At 54.5% G+C, this 18,206-nt stretch carries 19 protein-coding genes; 7 read left to right on the top strand and 12 right to left on the bottom strand.

What is annotated here, in order from left to right:
• Window positions 1–203: 203 nt before the first annotated feature.
• The 5 genes from KO499_RS08910 to KO499_RS08890 all read left to right on the top strand — a co-directional run bounded on the left by KO499_RS08910 (window position 204) and on the right by KO499_RS08890 (window position 4,888).
• A complete protein-coding gene (locus KO499_RS08910) occupies window positions 204–821 on the top strand; it encodes a trimeric intracellular cation channel family protein (RefSeq protein ID WP_215983339.1) in 618 nt (205 codons plus the stop codon).
• A gap of 151 nt (window positions 822–972) precedes the next feature.
• Window positions 973–2,271, top strand: a complete 1,299-nt coding sequence (locus KO499_RS08905; protein WP_215983338.1) for an NCS2 family permease — start codon at window positions 973–975, stop codon at window positions 2,269–2,271.
• Between the two features lie 30 nt (window positions 2,272–2,301).
• Window positions 2,302–2,844 carry an adenine phosphoribosyltransferase gene (locus tag KO499_RS08900; protein ID WP_215983337.1) on the top strand — a complete coding sequence of 181 codons (543 nt, stop codon included), beginning with the start codon at window positions 2,302–2,304 and terminating at the stop codon, window positions 2,842–2,844.
• A 23-nt stretch (window positions 2,845–2,867) separates the two neighbouring features.
• Window positions 2,868–3,530, top strand: a complete 663-nt coding sequence (locus tag KO499_RS08895; RefSeq protein ID WP_215983336.1) for a fumarylacetoacetate hydrolase family protein — start codon at window positions 2,868–2,870, stop codon at window positions 3,528–3,530.
• Between the two features lie 50 nt (window positions 3,531–3,580).
• Window positions 3,581–4,888 (top strand): ABC1 kinase family protein, encoded by a 1,308-nt coding sequence (locus KO499_RS08890; protein ID WP_215983335.1) that lies wholly within the window; start codon window positions 3,581–3,583, stop codon window positions 4,886–4,888.
• A 16-nt stretch (window positions 4,889–4,904) separates the two neighbouring features.
• Here KO499_RS08890 and KO499_RS08885 read toward each other — a convergent pair whose 3' ends face one another.
• The 8 genes from KO499_RS08885 to KO499_RS08850 form a co-directional block, all read right to left on the bottom strand.
• Window positions 4,905–5,582, bottom strand: coding sequence for an SIR2 family NAD-dependent protein deacylase (locus KO499_RS08885; protein WP_215983334.1), 678 nt, complete (start codon window positions 5,580–5,582; stop codon window positions 4,905–4,907).
• A gap of 43 nt (window positions 5,583–5,625) precedes the next feature.
• The gene (locus tag KO499_RS08880) at window positions 5,626–6,381 is read right to left on the bottom strand and encodes an IclR family transcriptional regulator (RefSeq protein WP_215983333.1); all 756 of its coding nucleotides are present in this window, start codon (window positions 6,379–6,381) and stop codon (window positions 5,626–5,628) included.
• A 14-nt stretch (window positions 6,382–6,395) separates the two neighbouring features.
• Complete coding sequence (locus tag KO499_RS08875) at window positions 6,396–7,169, bottom strand: sulfite exporter TauE/SafE family protein (protein ID WP_215983332.1); 774 nt, start codon at window positions 7,167–7,169, stop codon at window positions 6,396–6,398.
• Window positions 7,166–8,449 (bottom strand): amidase, encoded by a 1,284-nt coding sequence (locus KO499_RS08870; RefSeq protein ID WP_215983331.1) that lies wholly within the window; start codon window positions 8,447–8,449, stop codon window positions 7,166–7,168. The genes KO499_RS08875 and KO499_RS08870 overlap by 4 nt, the downstream gene beginning before the upstream one ends.
• Window position 8,450: 1 nt before the next feature.
• Complete coding sequence (locus KO499_RS08865) at window positions 8,451–9,278, bottom strand: ABC transporter ATP-binding protein (RefSeq protein ID WP_323133329.1); 828 nt, start codon at window positions 9,276–9,278, stop codon at window positions 8,451–8,453.
• Window positions 9,275–10,045 (bottom strand): ABC transporter permease, encoded by a 771-nt coding sequence (locus tag KO499_RS08860; RefSeq protein WP_215983330.1) that lies wholly within the window; start codon window positions 10,043–10,045, stop codon window positions 9,275–9,277. The genes KO499_RS08865 and KO499_RS08860 overlap by 4 nt, the downstream gene beginning before the upstream one ends.
• A gap of 96 nt (window positions 10,046–10,141) precedes the next feature.
• Window positions 10,142–11,116 (bottom strand): ABC transporter substrate-binding protein, encoded by a 975-nt coding sequence (locus KO499_RS08855; protein WP_215983329.1) that lies wholly within the window; start codon window positions 11,114–11,116, stop codon window positions 10,142–10,144.
• A 293-nt stretch (window positions 11,117–11,409) separates the two neighbouring features.
• Window positions 11,410–12,813 (bottom strand): FAD-binding oxidoreductase, encoded by a 1,404-nt coding sequence (locus tag KO499_RS08850; RefSeq protein WP_215983328.1) that lies wholly within the window; start codon window positions 12,811–12,813, stop codon window positions 11,410–11,412.
• A 190-nt stretch (window positions 12,814–13,003) separates the two neighbouring features.
• Here KO499_RS08850 and serA point away from each other — a divergent pair, with 190 nt between their 5' ends.
• Complete coding sequence (serA, locus tag KO499_RS08845) at window positions 13,004–14,233, top strand: phosphoglycerate dehydrogenase (RefSeq protein ID WP_215983327.1); 1,230 nt, start codon at window positions 13,004–13,006, stop codon at window positions 14,231–14,233.
• A 68-nt stretch (window positions 14,234–14,301) separates the two neighbouring features.
• Here the strand turns inward: serA and KO499_RS08840 are convergent, their stop codons facing one another.
• Together KO499_RS08840 and KO499_RS08835 are read right to left on the bottom strand one after the other, a co-directional pair.
• Window positions 14,302–14,958 (bottom strand): OmpA family protein, encoded by a 657-nt coding sequence (locus KO499_RS08840; protein ID WP_215983326.1) that lies wholly within the window; start codon window positions 14,956–14,958, stop codon window positions 14,302–14,304.
• A gap of 37 nt (window positions 14,959–14,995) precedes the next feature.
• Entirely contained in the window at window positions 14,996–16,003 is a 1,008-nt protein-coding gene (locus tag KO499_RS08835) for an alpha/beta hydrolase (protein ID WP_215983325.1), read from the bottom strand.
• 78 nt (window positions 16,004–16,081) lie between these two features.
• On the opposite strand from KO499_RS08835, the gene KO499_RS08830 reads away from it, so the two are divergent.
• Entirely contained in the window at window positions 16,082–16,975 is an 894-nt protein-coding gene (locus KO499_RS08830) for an alpha/beta hydrolase (protein ID WP_215983324.1), read from the top strand.
• Here the strand turns inward: KO499_RS08830 and KO499_RS08825 are convergent.
• Complete coding sequence (locus tag KO499_RS08825; RefSeq protein WP_215983422.1) at window positions 16,953–17,207, bottom strand: GIY-YIG nuclease family protein; 255 nt, start codon at window positions 17,205–17,207, stop codon at window positions 16,953–16,955. The genes KO499_RS08830 and KO499_RS08825 overlap by 23 nt on opposite strands.
• A 13-nt stretch (window positions 17,208–17,220) precedes the next feature.
• Window positions 17,221–18,129 carry a DMT family transporter gene (locus tag KO499_RS08820; protein WP_215983323.1) on the bottom strand — a complete coding sequence of 303 codons (909 nt, stop codon included), beginning with the start codon at window positions 18,127–18,129 and terminating at the stop codon, window positions 17,221–17,223.
• Window positions 18,130–18,206: the final 77 nt, after the last annotated feature.

The following is an 18,206-nucleotide window of genomic DNA, read 5'->3' as shown; positions in this document are numbered from 1 at the left end:
TCTAAATTTATAAACGATATTTATTCAGTAGCTGTTAAATTGCCAGAACATATCCCCTGCTCGTCCAGAGTTTTCGAAACCTCCCTGCCCCCCTGGGCTCACCCTCCCTCCGACGCTCAAGATGAAAGCCTGACCTTTTTTCGTTATCCTGCGCGCTTGTAAGTGCGGCATAAGGCCAATCCTGGCCTTTTTTGGGGCTAGCCATGTTCGATATCATTTATTCACTGGAAATGATCGGGATCATCGCGTTCGCGATTTCCGGGATGATTGTGGCTCGCTCCAAGAATATGGATCCTGTCGGTGTGTTTACCATCGGGTTTATCACCGCTCTGGGCGGCGGTACCTTGCGGGACCTGATAATGGACAACCACCCACTCTACTGGATCAAACATGAGGAACAGCCCATGCTGATCCTTGTTATGGCGATCATCTTCAGTTACTCCAAGCGGGCAGAGCGACTGAGAGAGTCCAGAATCGTGTTTCCAGATGCGATCGGGCTAGGTGTATTTTCCATTCTGGGTGCCCAACTGGCCCTCGACATGGGTCACTCGTGGTTCATCGCTTCCCTGCTCGGCGTCATGACCGGCACCTTCGGCGGCGCGCTCAGAGACACCTTGTGCAACGAAGTGCCCTACATTTTCCGCAAAGATCAGATTTACGCTTCCATTTCTTTCGCCGGATGCTGGCTCTACTTTCTGTGCCAATGGTTCCTTGATTACGAAGCACTGCCTCTAACCATTGGCCTGCTGTTCATCGTGATTGTCAGAATGCTTGCGGTAAAGTTCGATATCCGCCTGCAACGGGACCCACAGACACACTAATCCGACGATCCGTTTGACGAACTGTCAATCATCCCTTGGCCTGAGGCGGATGAGCCGGTAACATTGCCGTTTTTTCACGCAATAGACGAATTCCGTCAAAATCAGACCTCCAAACACCCACTTTCAGCATCTTTTGAGGCAGACACCCGTCATGCTTGAACGACTTTTCCAACTCCAGGCCCACGGCACCACAGTTCGTAAAGAAGTGGTCGCAGGTTTTACCACCTTCCTGACCATGGCGTACATTATCGTGGTTAACCCGAGCATCCTGTCCTCAACCGGGATGGATTTCGGAGCCGTGTTCGTTGCTACCTGCCTCGCCGCCGTCATCGGCACCCTGATCATGGGGCTGTGGGCCAACTACCCGATTGCCCTGGCGCCAGGCATGGGCCTGAATGCCTTTTTCTCGTTCACCGTTGTTGGCAGCATGGGATACAGCTGGCAGGTGGCGCTGGGGGCGGTCTTCATTTCCGGCTTCCTGTTCTTCATCCTGAGCATCTTCAAAGTTCGAGAATGGATAATAAACAGCATTCCGATGTCCCTTCGTTTTGGCATTTCCGCCGGCATTGGTTTCTTCCTTGCACTGATTGCGCTGAAGAATGCCGGCATCGTCGTGGATCACCCCGCGACACTCGTTGGACTGGGAGAGGTCAAAGTCGCTGAAAGTCTTCTGTTCTTCGGCGGTTTTGTATTGATCTGCGCCCTGTCGTTTCGGCAGGTCACCGGTGCCGTGATGATTGGCATCATTGCCGTTACCGGGTTTGCCATGGCCCTGGGCATGGTGGAGTACAACGGCCTTGTCTCGGCACCTCCGAGCCTGGCACCAACATTCATGCAGCTGGACCTCGCTGGCGCCCTGAACGTGGGCATGATCAGCGTGATCTTCGCGTTTCTGTTTGTTGATCTGTTCGATACCTCCGGCACCCTCATTGGCGCCGCCCACCGGGGTGGCCTGCTGGACAAGGAGGGTAAACTTCCGCGCCTGGGCCGTGCTCTGATGTCGGATTCCGTTGCCACCATGTCGGGCGCAGCCCTGGGCACATCAACCACCACCAGTTACATCGAGTCGACCGCAGGTATCTCTGCCGGCGGCCGTACCGGCCTGACAGCTGTAGTTGTTGCAGCGCTGTTCCTCGCCTGCCTTCTCCTGTCGCCGATCGCCAGCATCATCCCTGCTTACGCCACGGCGCCGGCACTGCTCTACGTAGCCGTTTTGATGGCCAGTGGCCTGAAGCTGATTGACTGGGACGACATTACCGACGCCGCTCCAGCTGTCGTTACGGCCCTGATGATGCCGTTGACCTTTTCCATCGCCAACGGCATTGCCCTCGGTTTCATCACCTACGCGATTCTGAAAGCATTGAGTGGCCGCTGGTCGGATCTGAATGCAAGCGTGGTGATCATTGCCGTTGTCTTCGTGCTGAAATTCATTTTCCTGGATGCGGCCTGATCCGCATCCAGAATAGTAACCGGGACGTTTATGGATTATTTTTCCGAGAGCATCAAGAAGGCTATCCGCACGGTACCAGACTGGCCCAAGCCCGGCGTTGCCTTTCGCGACATCACTACTGTATTGCAGGACAAAACAGCTTTCCGGAAGCTGATTGATGCCTTCGTTCACCGCTACCACGGTCACCAGATTGATGCCGTAGCAGCCGTGGATGCACGCGGATTCATCATCGGTTCAGCACTGGCCTACGAGCTCAACGCATCTCTCGTACTGGTTCGCAAAAAAGGGAAATTGCCGTTCGACACGCTGGTGGAAGACTACGAGCTTGAATATGGCACAGCCTCCGTTGAGCTGCATAAGGATGCCTTCAAGCCGGGTGATAACGTGGTTCTGGTAGACGACCTGATCGCCACCGGTGGCACCATGCTGGCAGCGACCCGGCTGATCCGTCGAATTGGTGCAGAGATCGTAGAAGTAGCCGCCATGATCGACCTTCCTGACCTTGGGGGCTCCCGCAAGCTACAGGAAGAAGGCCTTCAGGTTTATACTGTTTGCTCTTTTGAAGGGGAATAAACACCCGCAAACAGGAGACAACCATGCCGGAGTACCAACATCACTGGAAGGATGGCACCCCCGTTCATCTGCCACTGGGAAAAGTAGTCTGCATTGGCCGGAATTATGCCGAGCATGCGCGGGAGCTCAATAACCCGGTACCGGATGAGCCCCTGCTGTTCATCAAGCCATCAACTTCGGCCGTCCATATTACCCGCCCCGTGAAGTGCCCTCAGAATCAGCGCACGGTTCACTTTGAAACCGAACTGGCAGTCCTGATCGGCCGCCCCCTTACCAATGCTTCGGCCAGTGAGGCTGAAGCTGCCATTCTCGGCTACGGTCTGGCACTGGACCTGACGTTGCGAGACCTGCAGAGCAAACTCAAAGAAAAGGGGCAGCCCTGGGAGCGCGCCAAGGGCTTCGATGGCGCCTGCCCTCTGTCACCGTTTGTCCCGGCTGAGACGTTCACCGGAAACAGGATTCACTTCACGTTGGACATAGACGGCCAACGCCAGCAGACCGGCGATACCGGAGACATGCTCAACCCGATTGTTCCACTGATCGCGCATATCAGCAGTCAGTTCACTCTGCAGCCCGGTGATGTAGTGCTGACAGGCACGCCCAAAGGCGTTGGCCCGCTCAACCCCGGCCAGACCCTTTCCCTTGAACTCGAAGACTTACTGTTCGTAGAGACCAAAGTGGTTTAACGTGCAGGACCGGGCCAAATCCAAATCCGGTCAAAGGCGTACATCTGTTTATGGCAAAGAAACCGGTTACCTCCCGAAGCGGTCGATTTTTCAAACTCGCGGGCATGACAGCCTCTGTGGCCGGTCAGTATGCCGGCGATCGCGCACGCAGACTCTTCCGTTCAGAGAACGATGAAGGGGCTCGGAGTGAAAGCTATTCCCGCATGGCCGATCAGATTGCCGACACTCTGGGTGAGCTGAAAGGGGCCGTGATGAAAGTAGGCCAGATAGCGTCCCAGACCCAAGACTTTCTGCCTCGGGAATTTTCCGATGCCCTGGAAAAACTGCAGAAAGAGGCCCCTCCGATGCCGTTTGAGGTCATCCGTGGCCAGATCGAATCGGAGCTGGGTAAACCGGTTTCAGACCTGTACGAATACCTGCAGGAAGCTCCATACGCCGCCGCCTCCATCGGCCAGGTGCATCGTGCCCGGCTTCATGACGGTACCGATGTCATTGTCAAAATTCAGTACCCCGGAGTAGACGAATCCTGCGATTCGGACCTCAAGCAACTGCGCATGGCGCTGAGACTGGGCGGTCTGCTGAAAATGCCCAAGGAGTCCGTTGACCGGCTGTTCGCAGAGATCCGGGAACGGCTCAAGGAGGAGCTCGACTACGAGAACGAGGCGAGAAACATAGAACTGTTCCGGCAGTTCCACAAAGATCAGCCCTGGGTTCTCATCCCCTCGGTGATTGAAAGCCATTCAACCCGCCGGGTACTGACACTGGAACTGGTCGAAGGCGATCATGTCAGCAAGGTCACCAATGAACGTTACGATCAGGACGCCATCAATCTGATCGGTCATAGGATCTTTACCCTGATGGCCGATCAACTGTTCCGTTTCCAGTGCATCCATGGCGATCCTCATGCCGGCAATTTTGCCTACCGGCCGGATGGTTCCATCATCATGTATGACTTCGGCTGTGTGAAAAAGCTGAAACCGCAGATCATAGAAGCCTACCGGAATGCCCTGGTCGCAGCTCTGGACGAGGATTACGAGGCCCTGGACCGTCACCTGATTGACCTTGGCGCGCGGGTTGGCAGCCAGCCAGCCGTGGATGAAGCCTACTACGCCATGTGGCGGGATATTCTTGTGGTGCCCTTTGAACAACGGGATGTGCCTTATGACTTCGCCGAAGCCGACATCCACAAACGGGTGGCCGAGAAAACCAGCACCGTTTTCAAATACCTGGACTACTTCAAACCGCCCGTGGAAAGCATTTTTATCGACCGGATGATTGCCGGTCACTACTGGATGCTGAAACGCCTGGGCGTTCAGGCCGCTTTCAGAGAAGAGCTGGAGAGATACCTCAAAACCTGAAGGACAAGGTTCCCGATCAGGTCAGCTGAGCGACCCACTCCGCAACGCCCTCTGCGGCACCCTTGCGAATAACCCGAGCCCGGGACACGGAAGCCGGTTCGCCGGGATCAATCACTGTAATAGGCACCCCCCGGTCCACTTCATAGACCAGCCCGGCCGCCGGATAGACCTGCAGCGAGGTTCCCACAATCAACAAATGATCTGCCGTACGCACAACCTCGGCGGCTGTTTCAAGCAACGGAACTTCCTCACCGAACCAGACAATGTGCGGGCGCAACTGACTGCCCCGCTCGCAGGTATCGCCTGTGCTTATATCCCGATATCCGATGTCATATACCAACTCCGGGGAACGGGAGCTCCGGGCCTTGGTGAGTTCGCCATGCAGGTGAATGACATTGCTGGAGCCACCGCGTTCGTGAAGGTCGTCCACGTTCTGCGTGATAACGGTGACCCGGTAGCGCTGCTCCAGCTCCGCCAGCAGGCGGTGAGCCTGATTAGGTTCAGCAGATTCCAGCTGGCGCCGGCGGTCATTGTAGAACCGAAGCACCAGCTCCTGGTTGCGGACAAATGCCTCGGGTGTAGCCACATCGTAAACACTGTGTTCCTCCCATAACCCGCCATTATCCCGGAAGGTGGAGAGACCGCTTTCGGCGCTGATACCCGCGCCAGTCAGAACAACAATGTGATCTTGCATAACTCCAAACTAACCCCTGAAACGTGGTGGCACAACCTGCCATTCAGGTATTCCCGGCCGTGAGTGCAAGGCCCAGCCTGTCAGCGGCATCAACAAGCGCCGCAAGATGGGTATGCATAGTCGCAAGACTCATCCGTGCTTCTGGGGCGTGAACCGCTATTCCGGCAATGACCTGTCCGGAATGACCATAAACCGGCACCGCCAGGGCTACAAGACCTTGCAGGTCCTCTCCGATGTTCTCGGAATAGCCTTGCTCCCGAATTTTACTACATTCTGCCTTCAGGGCTGCGGGATCGGTGATGGTATTGGGCGTGTACTGTTCCAGCGTTATATTTCGAAGAGTCACTGCAAACTGGCTTTCCGGGAGGTGTGCCAGTAATAATTTTCCGATGGCTGTGCAATGTGCCTTGACCTTGCTGCCCGGGCTAAGTTGAACCCGGAGCGGCCAATGACACTCAACCCTATCAATATAGAGTACCTCTCCTTTATCAAGGACTCCAATATTGACAGTTTCCTCAAAGCGATTCTTCAAGTCCTCAAGAATGGCTCTGGTGAATACCGTTTGGTTCTGAGAAAGAATGGACGCAATACCCAGGGTACGCATGCGAGTACCAAGCCTGAATTTACCCGGCTGAATATCTCGCTCCAGCAATTCCATTGATTCCAGCTGCCTGATGAGGCGGTGCGCGGTCTGTTTGGGCAACTCCAGTTCATCAACCACATCGGCAAGTCGAAGGGGTTTCTGATGTTTGCCAAAACACTCCAGAATAAAAAATGCGCGTTCAATAGCAGAGCTCAACGCAACCTCTCCTGTTAATCAGTGAATATGGGCACCAAAGGATCCAGTTCATGAATCAGTGGATAGCATGCCAGACCGAGCGAAACGACAAGTAATACAACCGTCGCCCGATGAAAGTGGTTAGCATTCATTCGAGAGAAGAGCTGTTGCCCTGCCGCAAACCCCATGAACATTGCGAGAAACAACGCACCCACCAGTTTCCAGTCGAGCAATTCTTCCGGGAAGCTGAACATAATGGGAGGGACTGCGAGCACTCCTGCGAAAACAAAGAACAGTGCCATTATGCGTCGCTTCGACGCAATGCCAAGTTCTGAATCTGCATGCAGTGCAGCCAGAATTGGTGGCCCGGAAGCTCCAGCGACACCCTGCATGAAACCTGCACTCAGACCAATCCCCGCCCACTGGACAAAAGACAGGTTGGCCTTGAACGTCATCCGCCGAGCAATGAAATACAACGCAATCAACACCGAGGCGACCAGCATAATCCGAGCAAACAAGGGTGGTAAGAGCAACAGAACCAGCAGACCCGGAAGCAGGCCAATCAGAGCTAAACCAACCAGCCTAAGCGCATAGTCCCATTCGAAACGGGACAGCCCATGGAAGGCAATGGGCAGGCCAGTGATAATCTGGAAGACAAGACTGATCCCGACAGCGCTCGCTGGCTCCAGCACCAAACCCATCATGGGTACGGCCAGCAGCGCGAAACCAAACCCCGTGGCAGTGCGCACCAACGAGGCAAAGAATACCGTCGCAGCGAGAAAAGCCGTTAGCAGTTCTGGCGCGATCATCCGTTGACAGAATCCGGAATCGGTTGTCCCATCAGCTCGCTGACAATCTGCGCAGCCTCCAGCAATCGCCGGTCCTCACCGCGACGGGCTACCAATTGCAGATTGAGCGGAAATCCTTCCCCCCAACCCACCGGCAGGTTCAGCGCTGGCATTCCCAATAACGTCCAGAGTCTCTGGGGGTCTCTGGAACCGGTGCCCTGTCCTATTTTCGGAGGAACCCCGAGTACCGAGGGGAAAACGACAATATCACCACGATCCAGTTGCCCTGCAACTCGTTCCATCATATCCAGACGTGCATTGAGACACGCATTGTACTCATCCTCGGTAATGGACTTACCGTGCCGGAGGAAGCCTTTCAATTCCTCACTGGCGCCCGGATGATGCAGCAAGGTGCTTCCCCAGCTCCGGAACATTTCAAAGCACAAGATCGTATGTACCAGTCTGGCCTCCTGACCGGTTATCTCCTCGTCCAGGGTCAACTCTGCCCAATCATAGCCCGACGCTTCGCACGCCGACTTCAGGCGATGCTGCCGGGCGTAAAACGGCCCGAGCCCGGTGCAATCAAACCATGGCTCTACAAAGACAAATCGGGGTCTGGAATCGGCCTTCTGTATAGGCGACAGACTCGGGTACAAAAGCGACAGAACCTGCCTCATCCGCTCCAGAGAGTCTGCGAAATATCCAACGTGGTCCAGAGTGGCACTCAAAAGGGCCACTCCGGCGGTAGGCCCTACCCCAAGTGAGGGTTTAAATCCGACCACGCCACAATAGGCTGCCGGACGGATAACAGACCCGATTGTCTGTGTTCCCAGGGCAAAGGGCACCAGGCCCGCTCCGACAGCAGCGGCAGACCCGCTTGAGGAAGCACCGGGGCTGTGCTGGGAAGACCAGGGATTCAGGGTTGAGGTTTCCCCCGCGATGGCCATTTCAGTCGATCGCGTTATGCCTATAATCTGCGCGCCCAGCGCCTCCAGCCTTAGGACTATCTCGGCGCTGGCATCCGCTATTCTCCCAGCGAAGGCACCACAACCACGGCCAATAGGCGCCCCCGCAACGTCGATCACCTCCTTTACAGCAACAGGCAACCCGGCAAGTGGGCGTTCTGAAAGCTCACCCGCCAACGCCTCGTTCTCGAAAACAGCAGGCGTGCACTGAACCCAGGAAAAGGCATTTATCCCAGATGTCTCTATTTCCTGAAGAACCTGGCGGGTCTGTTCCTCAAGCTCCCTTGGGGTGACAACTGCAAGGTCAGAATTATCGATTACATTTGATGTTGTCATCTCAATCCGCCGTCAGGACTTGGGATTGGCCACCATAAGACTTTGCGATCTCATCAGTCAGCTGATCAAGAATTTCCGCCTCAAGCTCACGGAATGCGGCAGATTTAAGATCTCGGGGATAGGGAAGATCGACTTTGATATTCAGTTTTACCCGTCCGGGTCGGCTTGTAATGACAACAATGCGATTGGCCAGCACAAGAGCTTCCTGCACCGAGTGTGTAATCAGCATGACGGTCTTCTCATACTCCTGCCAGATCGACAAAAGCTCCTTCTGAAGCATGCTTCGAGTGAGCGCATCCAACGCGCCAAAAGGCTCATCCATGAGAATGATTGACGGGTTGGTACAAAACACCCTGGCCAGTGCCACTCGCTGTTTCATACCTCCCGACAAGGAATCTATGCGAGCGCTGGCAAAATCCTGCAGCCCCACCAACGTAAGGAACGAAGTGACGATTTCAGTGCGTTCCTTTTCCGGAACATTAAGCTGCTTGAGTCCAAACTCGACGTTTTCCTGAACGTTTAGCCAGGGGAAGAGTGCGTATTGCTGGAACACCATGCCACGGTCGATGTCGGGTTTAGCCACTCTTTCCCCATCCACCAACACGCTGCCTGCCGTTGCCTGTTCAAATCCGGCGACAATATTGAGCAGGGTACTTTTGCCACAGCCTGAGGGGCCAATAACCGCCACAAATTCGCCGGGTTGGATATCCAGATTCACTGGTTTCAATGCCTCAACCGGCTCACCATTGGCAGGAAAAAATAGCTTGCTCACATTCTGGATCAGAATGCCTTTTGCTTTGCTCTTTGTTTTATCAAATACCGTTGTCACGATTGCGTCCCCCAGTTCACTTTGCGACCGACCAGACGAAAAACCGAGTCAATCATCACACCCAACACGCCTATGACCACCATCCCGGCAAGGACCAGATCCGAACGCAATATTTCCATGCCGTCAGAGATAAGGAATCCAAGCCCCTCCTGTGCGGCCACCAGCTCCGCTGCGATAATTGCGGCCCAGCCAGTACCGAAAGCTATTCTTAATCCCACCAGAATGGTCGGCATCGCTGCTGGCAAAATGACCTTGAGGAACAGTTTGAGGGAGGTGTCACAGCCCAGTATTCGACCCGCACGAATCATCACCGGATCAACGGCTTTAACTCCAGAGACGGTATTAAGCAGAATCGGGAAAAACGTTGCGATAAAGATGATGAAGATCTTTCCCGATTCCCCGATACCGAACCATAGTATTGCGAGCGGAATCCAGGCCAGCGGCGAGATTGGACGAAACAGTTCGACAACAGGATCAAAAACACTTTCAAAGCGACGATTGGTGCCCTGAATCAGTCCCAGCGGGATGGCGATAACCGCAGCCAAGGCCCATGCAGATAACACCCGGGACAGACTCGCAAACACATGGGTGAAAAGCTCACCCGTTGCGATCAGCGTCCAGAGTGTGCTCCCTGTAGCGCCCGGTGTGGGTAAAATGGCGGCGCTGGGGTTCAGAATTTCGATAGCGCCCTGCCAAACCACGATAATCGCAAGGCCTGCCAGGAAATAGGGAACAACGCCCTGCAGCTGGTTTCGTACGTTGACCATTTAGGGTCATCCTGTTCAGTGTAAAATCTACAAAAGAATCTGCCGGCCCCTGGTGAGACCTTTTTCAAGGCCGCTACCAGGGGCAAAGCAAACAGTTCAGTTGGCCAAAGCCTTGGCAGCAAAGCTGGAGTTGACCTTCGGTGCGTCACCCTCCATCAGGATTTCGGCGTCTTTCAGGAAACGGGTGTAGGTCGATATCGTCTCCTCGCCTGGCACAACATCAGGATCGTAAACCGAGATTTCTTCGTTCAGAGAGAAGGCAATAACCTCCGAGGGGAAACCAATTTCGTCGCTCCACATTCCGATGGCAGTTTCCGGCTCGCTCTTGATAAGTTGAATGGCCTGTACCAGAGCACCCATGACGTCCTGCACAAGAGGCTCATTGTTTTCGATAAACTCGGTACGACCATAGAAGCCGTTGCCAATGTAGTGTCCGGACTTCAGAGGGAGTATCGACTCAGCCTTCAGCAGTACTTTTGCATCCCCAGAAGCAAGCGCTTTTGATACATGCGGATCCCAGGTAATTCCGGCGTCCACATCTTTCTGGGTTACCAATTGCGTGACATCAGACCCTTTTGTCTTGAACAGCTGGACATCCGCTACCGTCATACCTGCATCCGCCAGGCCTTTGACGAGCAATGGATATTGCTGTGAGCCTTTGCCCGGATACGCAATCTTCTTGCCCTTTAGATCTTCAACAGAAGCAATCCCGGAATCTGCAGGCACAATAATCGCTGTCTGTTCAAGAATCGTGATACCAAGGAGCTGGGCAGGAAGTCTTGCGGAAGCGACAATCGCCGGCCCCATGCCAGCCGAAGCAAGATCTAACGCACCAGTCGCCAGTGCCTGGTTCTCAGGTGCGCCGTACGAGAAACTATGGAAAACGAAAGAAACATCATATTTTTCTTCGATGGGCGCGAGATACCCGGCGGCTTTGGCAATATAAATAGGCTGTGTGGCGGGTTGTACGCCGATATTAACTTCGGTTGCTGCCTGAGAAACTACAGGAAGGAAACACGCGACAGCACTCAGGAACCATCGACGATATTGGTGTGTGTTAACAAGCCTCATAGCGCTTTCTCCAAAAAATGGGACGAAATGTCCCGATATTAAATGCACGAATGAGGCCAATCCTGGTAATCAAAAAATAGTTGTGTACTTTCAGAAGCCTAGAAATTGCTCCCAAGGCATCTGACGATGCACTCAGGGCTGAGGTGTGAAAGGTATGCACTGATGAGTGGCGCGACTATCGCAAAACGCACCAAAAAAGGGGGAAGGCGTGTGACGTTGGCAGGGAGTTGCCAGGGAGTTGCCAGGGAGTTGGCTTCGGATCAGCGGGGTGATCCGAAGCCTGGTTCAGGTATTCAGTCGAAAATCTTGCCCGGATTCATGATGCCGTTGGGATCGAAGACCTGCTTGATGCCTCTCAGGTAGGCAATCTCTGCCTCACTGCGGGTGTAGTGCAGATAGGGTTTCTTGGTCATCCCCACGCCATGCTCGGCAGACACACTGCCCTGATAGCGTTCGACAATCTCAAACACCCATTTGTTAACCTGTTGGCATTTCTCAAAGAAATCCTCGTTGGCCATAGCCTCTGGCTTGAGGATATTCAGATGCAGGTTGCCATCACCAATGTGACCGAACCAGATAATTTCGAAGTCCGGGTAATGCTCGGTCACCACCGCGTCGATTTCCTGAAGGAAACCCGGCACTTTCGAGACCACCACAGAAATGTCGTTCTTGTAGGGCGTGCGCGGAGCAATAGACTCGGAGATACGCTCACGAAGCTGCCACAGGTTCTGGGCCTGGGTTTCGCTCTGGCTGATCACGCCATCAAGCACCCAGCCACTCTCCACACACTGCTCGAACAGGGACATGGCATCGTCCATTACCTGATCGGAGACCGATTCAAACTCCAGCAATGCGTAGTATGGCGCTTCCGTTTCGAAAGGTGCCTGCACCTGTCCATGAGCCAGCACATGCCCCATGGCCTGGTGGGAGAAGAACTCATAGGCGGTCAGATCAATCTTCTTCTGGAATGTCTGCAAGACGTCCATGGTATTGGTCAGGTCATTCAGACCCAGAACCAGTACCGTCAGGTTTTCCGGCTGACGGGAAAGCTTCATGGTGGCTTCGGTGATAAAACCCAGAGTACCTTCTGCACCAATAAAAAGATGACGGAGATCGTAACCGGTGTTGTTCTTCTCCAAGTCTTTGTTGAGATCCAGAATATCACCTTTACCGGTCACCACCTTGAGACCGGAAACCCAGTCCCGGCTCATACCGTACCGAATCACCTTGATACCGCCGGCGTTGGTGGACAGATTACCTCCGAGCTGGCTGGAGCCGGCGGAGGCAAAATCCACTGGATAATAGAGTCCGTTGTCCTCAGCGGCATTCTGCAACTGTTCCGTGACTACACCAGCCTGGCAGCGCACCGTGCGGTCACTGGCGTTGAATTCCAGGATCTGGTTCATGTTGTCAAACGCTACAACCACTTCTCCGTTGGCAGCAACCGCACCCGCACTCAGTCCTGTCCGGCCGCCGGAGGGCACCAGTGAGACCTGGTTCTCGTTAGCGAACTTCACGAGTGCCTGAACCTGCTCGGTGGTCTTCGGCAACACAATCGCCAATGGCTTAGGCGGGTAGATTTTGGTCCAGTCCTTGCCATAGGTATCCAGATCCGCCGGGTCGGTCAGTACCTTGCCGGGAGCAACACCGGTGGCCATCAGGTCTTTGAGGGAAGCAATGATCTGTTCGGAATTCATGGATTTCTGGGTCTCGTCAGGTTTGGGCCGGAGCATCTTGCAACAGGAATCACAGACAGTTGATTCAGGCAAACCGGCGCACTGTGAAAATCTCTGTTTATGGTATCATACCGCCCCTGTTCTGTGAGCCAGCCCTGACGATCACTGGCCACAGGTCATTTCACGTGACGAAAGGTTCGGAAGCAAGCCCATGTCAAATACGTCTCTTGAGAAGAGCAAAATTCGGATTCTGTTGCTGGAAGGCGTGCATCAATCTGCGATTGATACCCTGAATGCTGCGGGCTACACCAACATTGAGTATCTGACTCACTCGCTGGCCGAGGAAGAGCTGATTGAGAAAATTGCCGACGCACACTTCGTCGGTATTCGCTCGCGCACCCAGCTGACCGAGAAAGTATTTGAAGCCGCCAGGAAGCTGGTGGCCGTGGGTTGTTTCTGTATTGGCACCAACCAGGTGAATTTGCAGGCAGCAACCCGACGCGGTATTGCCGTCTTTAATGCGCCGTTCTCCAACACCCGGAGCGTGGCCGAACTGGTTCTGGCCCAGGCAATCCTGCTCCTGCGGGGCGTTCCAGAGAAAAACGCCAAGGCCCACCGGGGTGAATGGTTGAAGTCCGCCAAAGACAGCTATGAAATCCGCGGTAAAAAACTGGGGATCATCGGCTATGGCAATATCGGCACCCAATTCAGTGTCCTGGCCGAAAGCCTGGGCATGGATGTGTATTTCTACGACGTGGTTTCCAAACTGTCGATCGGCAACGCCACCCAGGTAGGCACACTCCAGGAGTTGCTCAACATTGCCGACGTGGTCAGTCTGCACGTACCAGAAACGCCGGCCACCAAGTACATGTTCAAGGCAGAGCAATTCGCCCAGATGAAGCCTGGCAGCATCCTTATGAATGCCTCTCGCGGCACGGTAGTAGACATTGACGCCCTGGCCGAAGCATTGGCAAGCGGCAAACTGCTGGGTGCCGCCATCGATGTCTTCCCGGTGGAGCCCAAGTCCAACAACGAGGAATTTGTTTCTCCGCTTCGGGAATTCGACAACGTGATCCTGACCCCGCATGTGGGCGGCTCCACTATCGAAGCTCAGGAGAACATTGGCCGTGAAGTGGCGGAAAAACTGGCTATGTACAGCGACAACGGAACTTCCGTCTCTTCTGTGAACTTCCCGGAAGTAGCACTGCCATCGCACCCCAACCAGCATCGCCTGCTGCATATCCATGAAAATGTGCCCGGCGTGATGTCGGAAATCAACCAGGTGTTCTCGGAAAATGGCATCAACGTCTGTGGTCAGTACCTTCAGACCAAGGAAGACATTGGCTATGTCGTGATTGATGTCGACAAAGCCTACGGCGAACTGGCGCTTGAGAAGCTGCTCAAAGTGAAAGGAACCATTCGCTGTCGCGTTCTGTTCTGATTCACGACCCGCAATAAAAAAACCGGAGCATCAGCTCCGGTTTTTTTATTGCCAGCAAAATACCCCGCCTACTGCATGGGCACCAGTGTCAGCTCAACACGGCGGTTCTGCTCACGCCCGGCAGCCGTACTGTTGGACGCCACCGGATAACGCTCTCCATACCCAACCGCTCGAGTACGATTGGGTACAATGCCCTGATTCAGCAGAAAATCACGCACAGAGGAAGCGCGACGCTCACTGAGCAACTGGTTGTAGCTGTCTGAGCCGGAGCTGTCGGTATGCCCCTCGATCTGGATGATGGTCTTATCATACTCTTTCAGAACCAGCGCTACAGACTCCAGCGTGCCGCTGAACGATGGCTTGATGGTCGATTCGTTGAGATCGAAGGTAATATTGCCCGGCATAACAAGCTCGATTTCATCACCATTACGCACAACGCGAACACCGGTACCTTCCAGCTTGTGACGCAGCTCGGCTTCCTGTTTGTCCATGTAGTAACCGATGCCCCCGCCAACAGCCGCACCACCCGCTGCACCGATCAGGGCACCTTTCGCGCGATCACTTTTACTGGAGGTTGCCGCACCAATGGCAGCGCCGCCAATGGCCCCAATAACACTGCCTACGGTCGCATTGGATGTCTTCTCCTCGCCGGTGTATGGGTCATAAGTCATACAACCGCTAAGGCCGACTGTGGCCAGTGCAAACGCGACTATTGTCTTTTTCACAACTTTCTCCTGTGCTGGATGTTCCTGGCAGAGATCTCTAGCGAGTCTGTGGTGCCGAGTTCTTGAACGTATCAATGATGGTATTGAATACCGTTGCCTGCAAATCCTGAGCTTCGTTTACAAGATGATGCCTTCCGTCAGGGATTTTCAGTTCCTCAACAGAGGCAAATTTGTTCCTGATAATTCGTAAATTGTGCTGCCAGTCGACGGTGAGATCCTTTTCACCTTGCACCACCGTCACCGGAAAATCGACAGGTCTGGCTGATTCAATATGGGGCACCCACTGTCGCAAAGCACTTACCCAATCGGTGTGTACCGCCCTCGCCTGAAGTGGGTCATGCTCCCGCAAGAACCGCAGGAAACGCGTATTGCCACTATTCGCCCCAAACACCCGGCGCCATCTGGAAATAAAAGGCTTCACCATACTATGGAGCACTTTTGCTCCCAGCCATCCTGCCGGCCTGACCAGAGGCGCCAGAAGCACCACGTTCCGGAATTCGGAGGTCTTCTGGTTATGCTGATTGGACAGAAGATAATCAATCAGGATCGCCCCTCCCGTGCTCTGCCCAACAGCAAACCAGGGCTGGAGCACCTTATCTCTTACCTGGGCCATAACATCCGCAAGAACGCCCTGGTACTCCAGAAAACTGCCAATCGACGCTGGCGTTCCACTGGAAAGGCCATGGCCTGGCTGATCATATGCCAGAACATCAAAACCTGCCCCAAGACAACGATCAATCAACTGACTGTAGAGCCCTACGTGGTCGAAATAACCATGAAGAATGAACACCGTCCCACGCTCAGGGGTCGACTCTGGCAGCCGAAAATAGTGCACCATGACTTCATGATTACCGGCATTGATGTATCCCTGATGGTAGGCCACACCCGGATGCTCAACCCAGAGATCGAGGCCGTAATAACGGCAGTAGGCCACCATTTCCTCAGGCAGTTCCCGCGGGACGGAAGGATCAAAAGCTTCGAGCCTTTCCAGCAGAGAGTCTCTGTCCCAATTCGGAATTTCTATGGTATCCGTTTTCCAGTACACGTAGAGTTAAACGCCTGTCATAAATGAGTTTAAAGTTCCGGGTTTTCAATCCTAACCCATAGCAGAGGAAAGACACAGATGTTGCAGCGCCTTCTGGAGAGCACATTGCGCCAGACCATGTATCGGCTTGTGAGACCCGTTCTCAGCCCGGCCGTTCCGGTCTCACTTCAGAGACGCTTTGTTCGCCAGGCTTACCGGAGCTCAGTACCGCCCCGGGGTGCCAGGTTCGAAACCACCACTGTCGGCGGCATTCCGGCAATCCGGACAACGTTTGGCAAGAACCCTCAAGGCACCATCCTGTATCTGCATGGCGGCGGCTATATCATAGGCTCCTCACGTACCCACCGGGGCATAACCGGACATCTGGCAAAAACCAGCGGCTGCCAGGTCATCACGCCGGATTATCGGCTTGCTCCGGAGCATCCCTTCCCTGCGGCACTGGATGACGCGGAAGCCTGCTGGAAAGGCCTGCTGGACGAGGGGCGAAAACCTGAACAGATTGCCGTTGCCGGCGATTCTGCAGGTGGCGGCCTGTCTGTTGCACTGGCCATGCGCCTGCGCAATCAGGGTTTAACGCTTCCGGCATCGCTCACGGTATTTTCACCCTGGGTGGACCTGACACAGGAACAGCTCTACGCGCCGGATTGCGAACCGGTGCTTCAGGCTAGCTGGACCCGCAAGGCAGCAAAGCTTTATGCCGGAGAGGCATCACTGACCAACCCGCTTATTTCACCGATTTTTGGTGACCTGAGCGGCCTGCCTCCTTTGCTGATCCAGGCTGGCAGTCAGGAAATCCTGCTGAACGACGCAGAACGACTGGCCAGCGCTGCAAGACGGGACCATGTGGACACCCGGCTTGAGCTGTTCAACAGCCTCTGGCATGTCTTCCAGGTGCACAGTGGTCAACTTGACCGGGCCACCGAGGCCATGGAAACGGCCGGCCAACACATCAGACGTCATCTGGCAGGCTAAGCTCACCCCGGGCAAGCGCCTCTTTTTTAGGCCGGGGCCATTGTTTGATATGCCACTCCAGCCTTGAGGCCCGACTCCGGTCTCCGGCGGCCCCTGTGAACACCAGTTCCAACGGCCCCTTCCCCCTGAGACTCCGTGCGCCTTTCGGAGCACCTGCCTGGTGTTCACTGAATCGCCTTTCGACGTCCGTGGTTATGCCGGTATACAGAGCCCCCCTTGCGGTCCGCACCATATAAACAAACCAGCTAGCTGCCAAGATTCAGAGCCTCTTCCCGATTCTTCACTTTTTTCTGCTGGATCCAGAGTCCCATCATGATCAAAACCAGTCCGATGTAGGTAGAAGACAGAATCTGCTCGCCAAGAATAAAATAGATAAACACCAGCGAAAGGAACGGTGATATAAAAATCAGATTGCTGACCTTCGAAGTATTCTCAGCCTTCTTCATGGCGTAGGACCAGAGCACGAATGCAATGCCCATCTCAAACACACCAACATAAATCGCGGCGGCGAGTGGCGTTCCGGTGGCAAAGGTCAGACCTTCCGTCCACCAGCAAATCAGAACAATCACCGGCAACCCACACAGGAAATTCAGGAACAGGCCAACCACCGGATCGCGGGTATCCCGTGTAGCAATAATCCAGTAGGACGCCCAGACCACTGTGCTGCCAAGGGCAAGAGAAACCCCAAGCGGATCCTCGAAGCTCAGCGAAGTGACAGCCCCCCGGGTAGCAATCACCACTACTCCGGCATAACAGATCAGGCCCGCAACAATATCGAGCTTGCGCAGCCGGTGCCCCAGAAACGGTACCGACATATAGGCCAGCACCAGGGCCCAGGTATAGTTCAGCGGTTGCGCTTCCTGGGCGGGCAGTCGGTCAAAGGCACCGAACAAAAGAAAATAGTACAGGCAGGGATTGATTAGCCCCATGCCAAACGACTGGGCATACTGTTTACGACTGAGCGAAAACACCAGATGCCAACGGCCCTGAAGCTTCAGAATGATGGCTATAACAACCACTGACGCACTGCAGGCAATCAGCAGCATCTGAACGGGCGCGAGCTCCCTGAGAGAGAGCTTGAACGCGGTTGCCACGGTTGACCACAGCAGCACCGTGCCAAGGCCATAGAGCATCGCCTGCTTCTGATTCTTCATTTCCGGCCTCTCTCCGGCAGCTGGAACTTCATCAAACCACTCTCCTTTCCCAGACTCATTCGTGGCGACAGTGTAAT

The sequence above is a fragment of the Marinobacter sp. F3R08 genome (assembly GCF_018860425.1).
Taxonomy (GTDB): domain Bacteria; phylum Pseudomonadota; class Gammaproteobacteria; order Pseudomonadales; family Oleiphilaceae; genus Marinobacter.
Note: the sequence above shows the minus strand (reverse complement) of the source record. Positions and strands in the feature narration are given on the sequence as shown.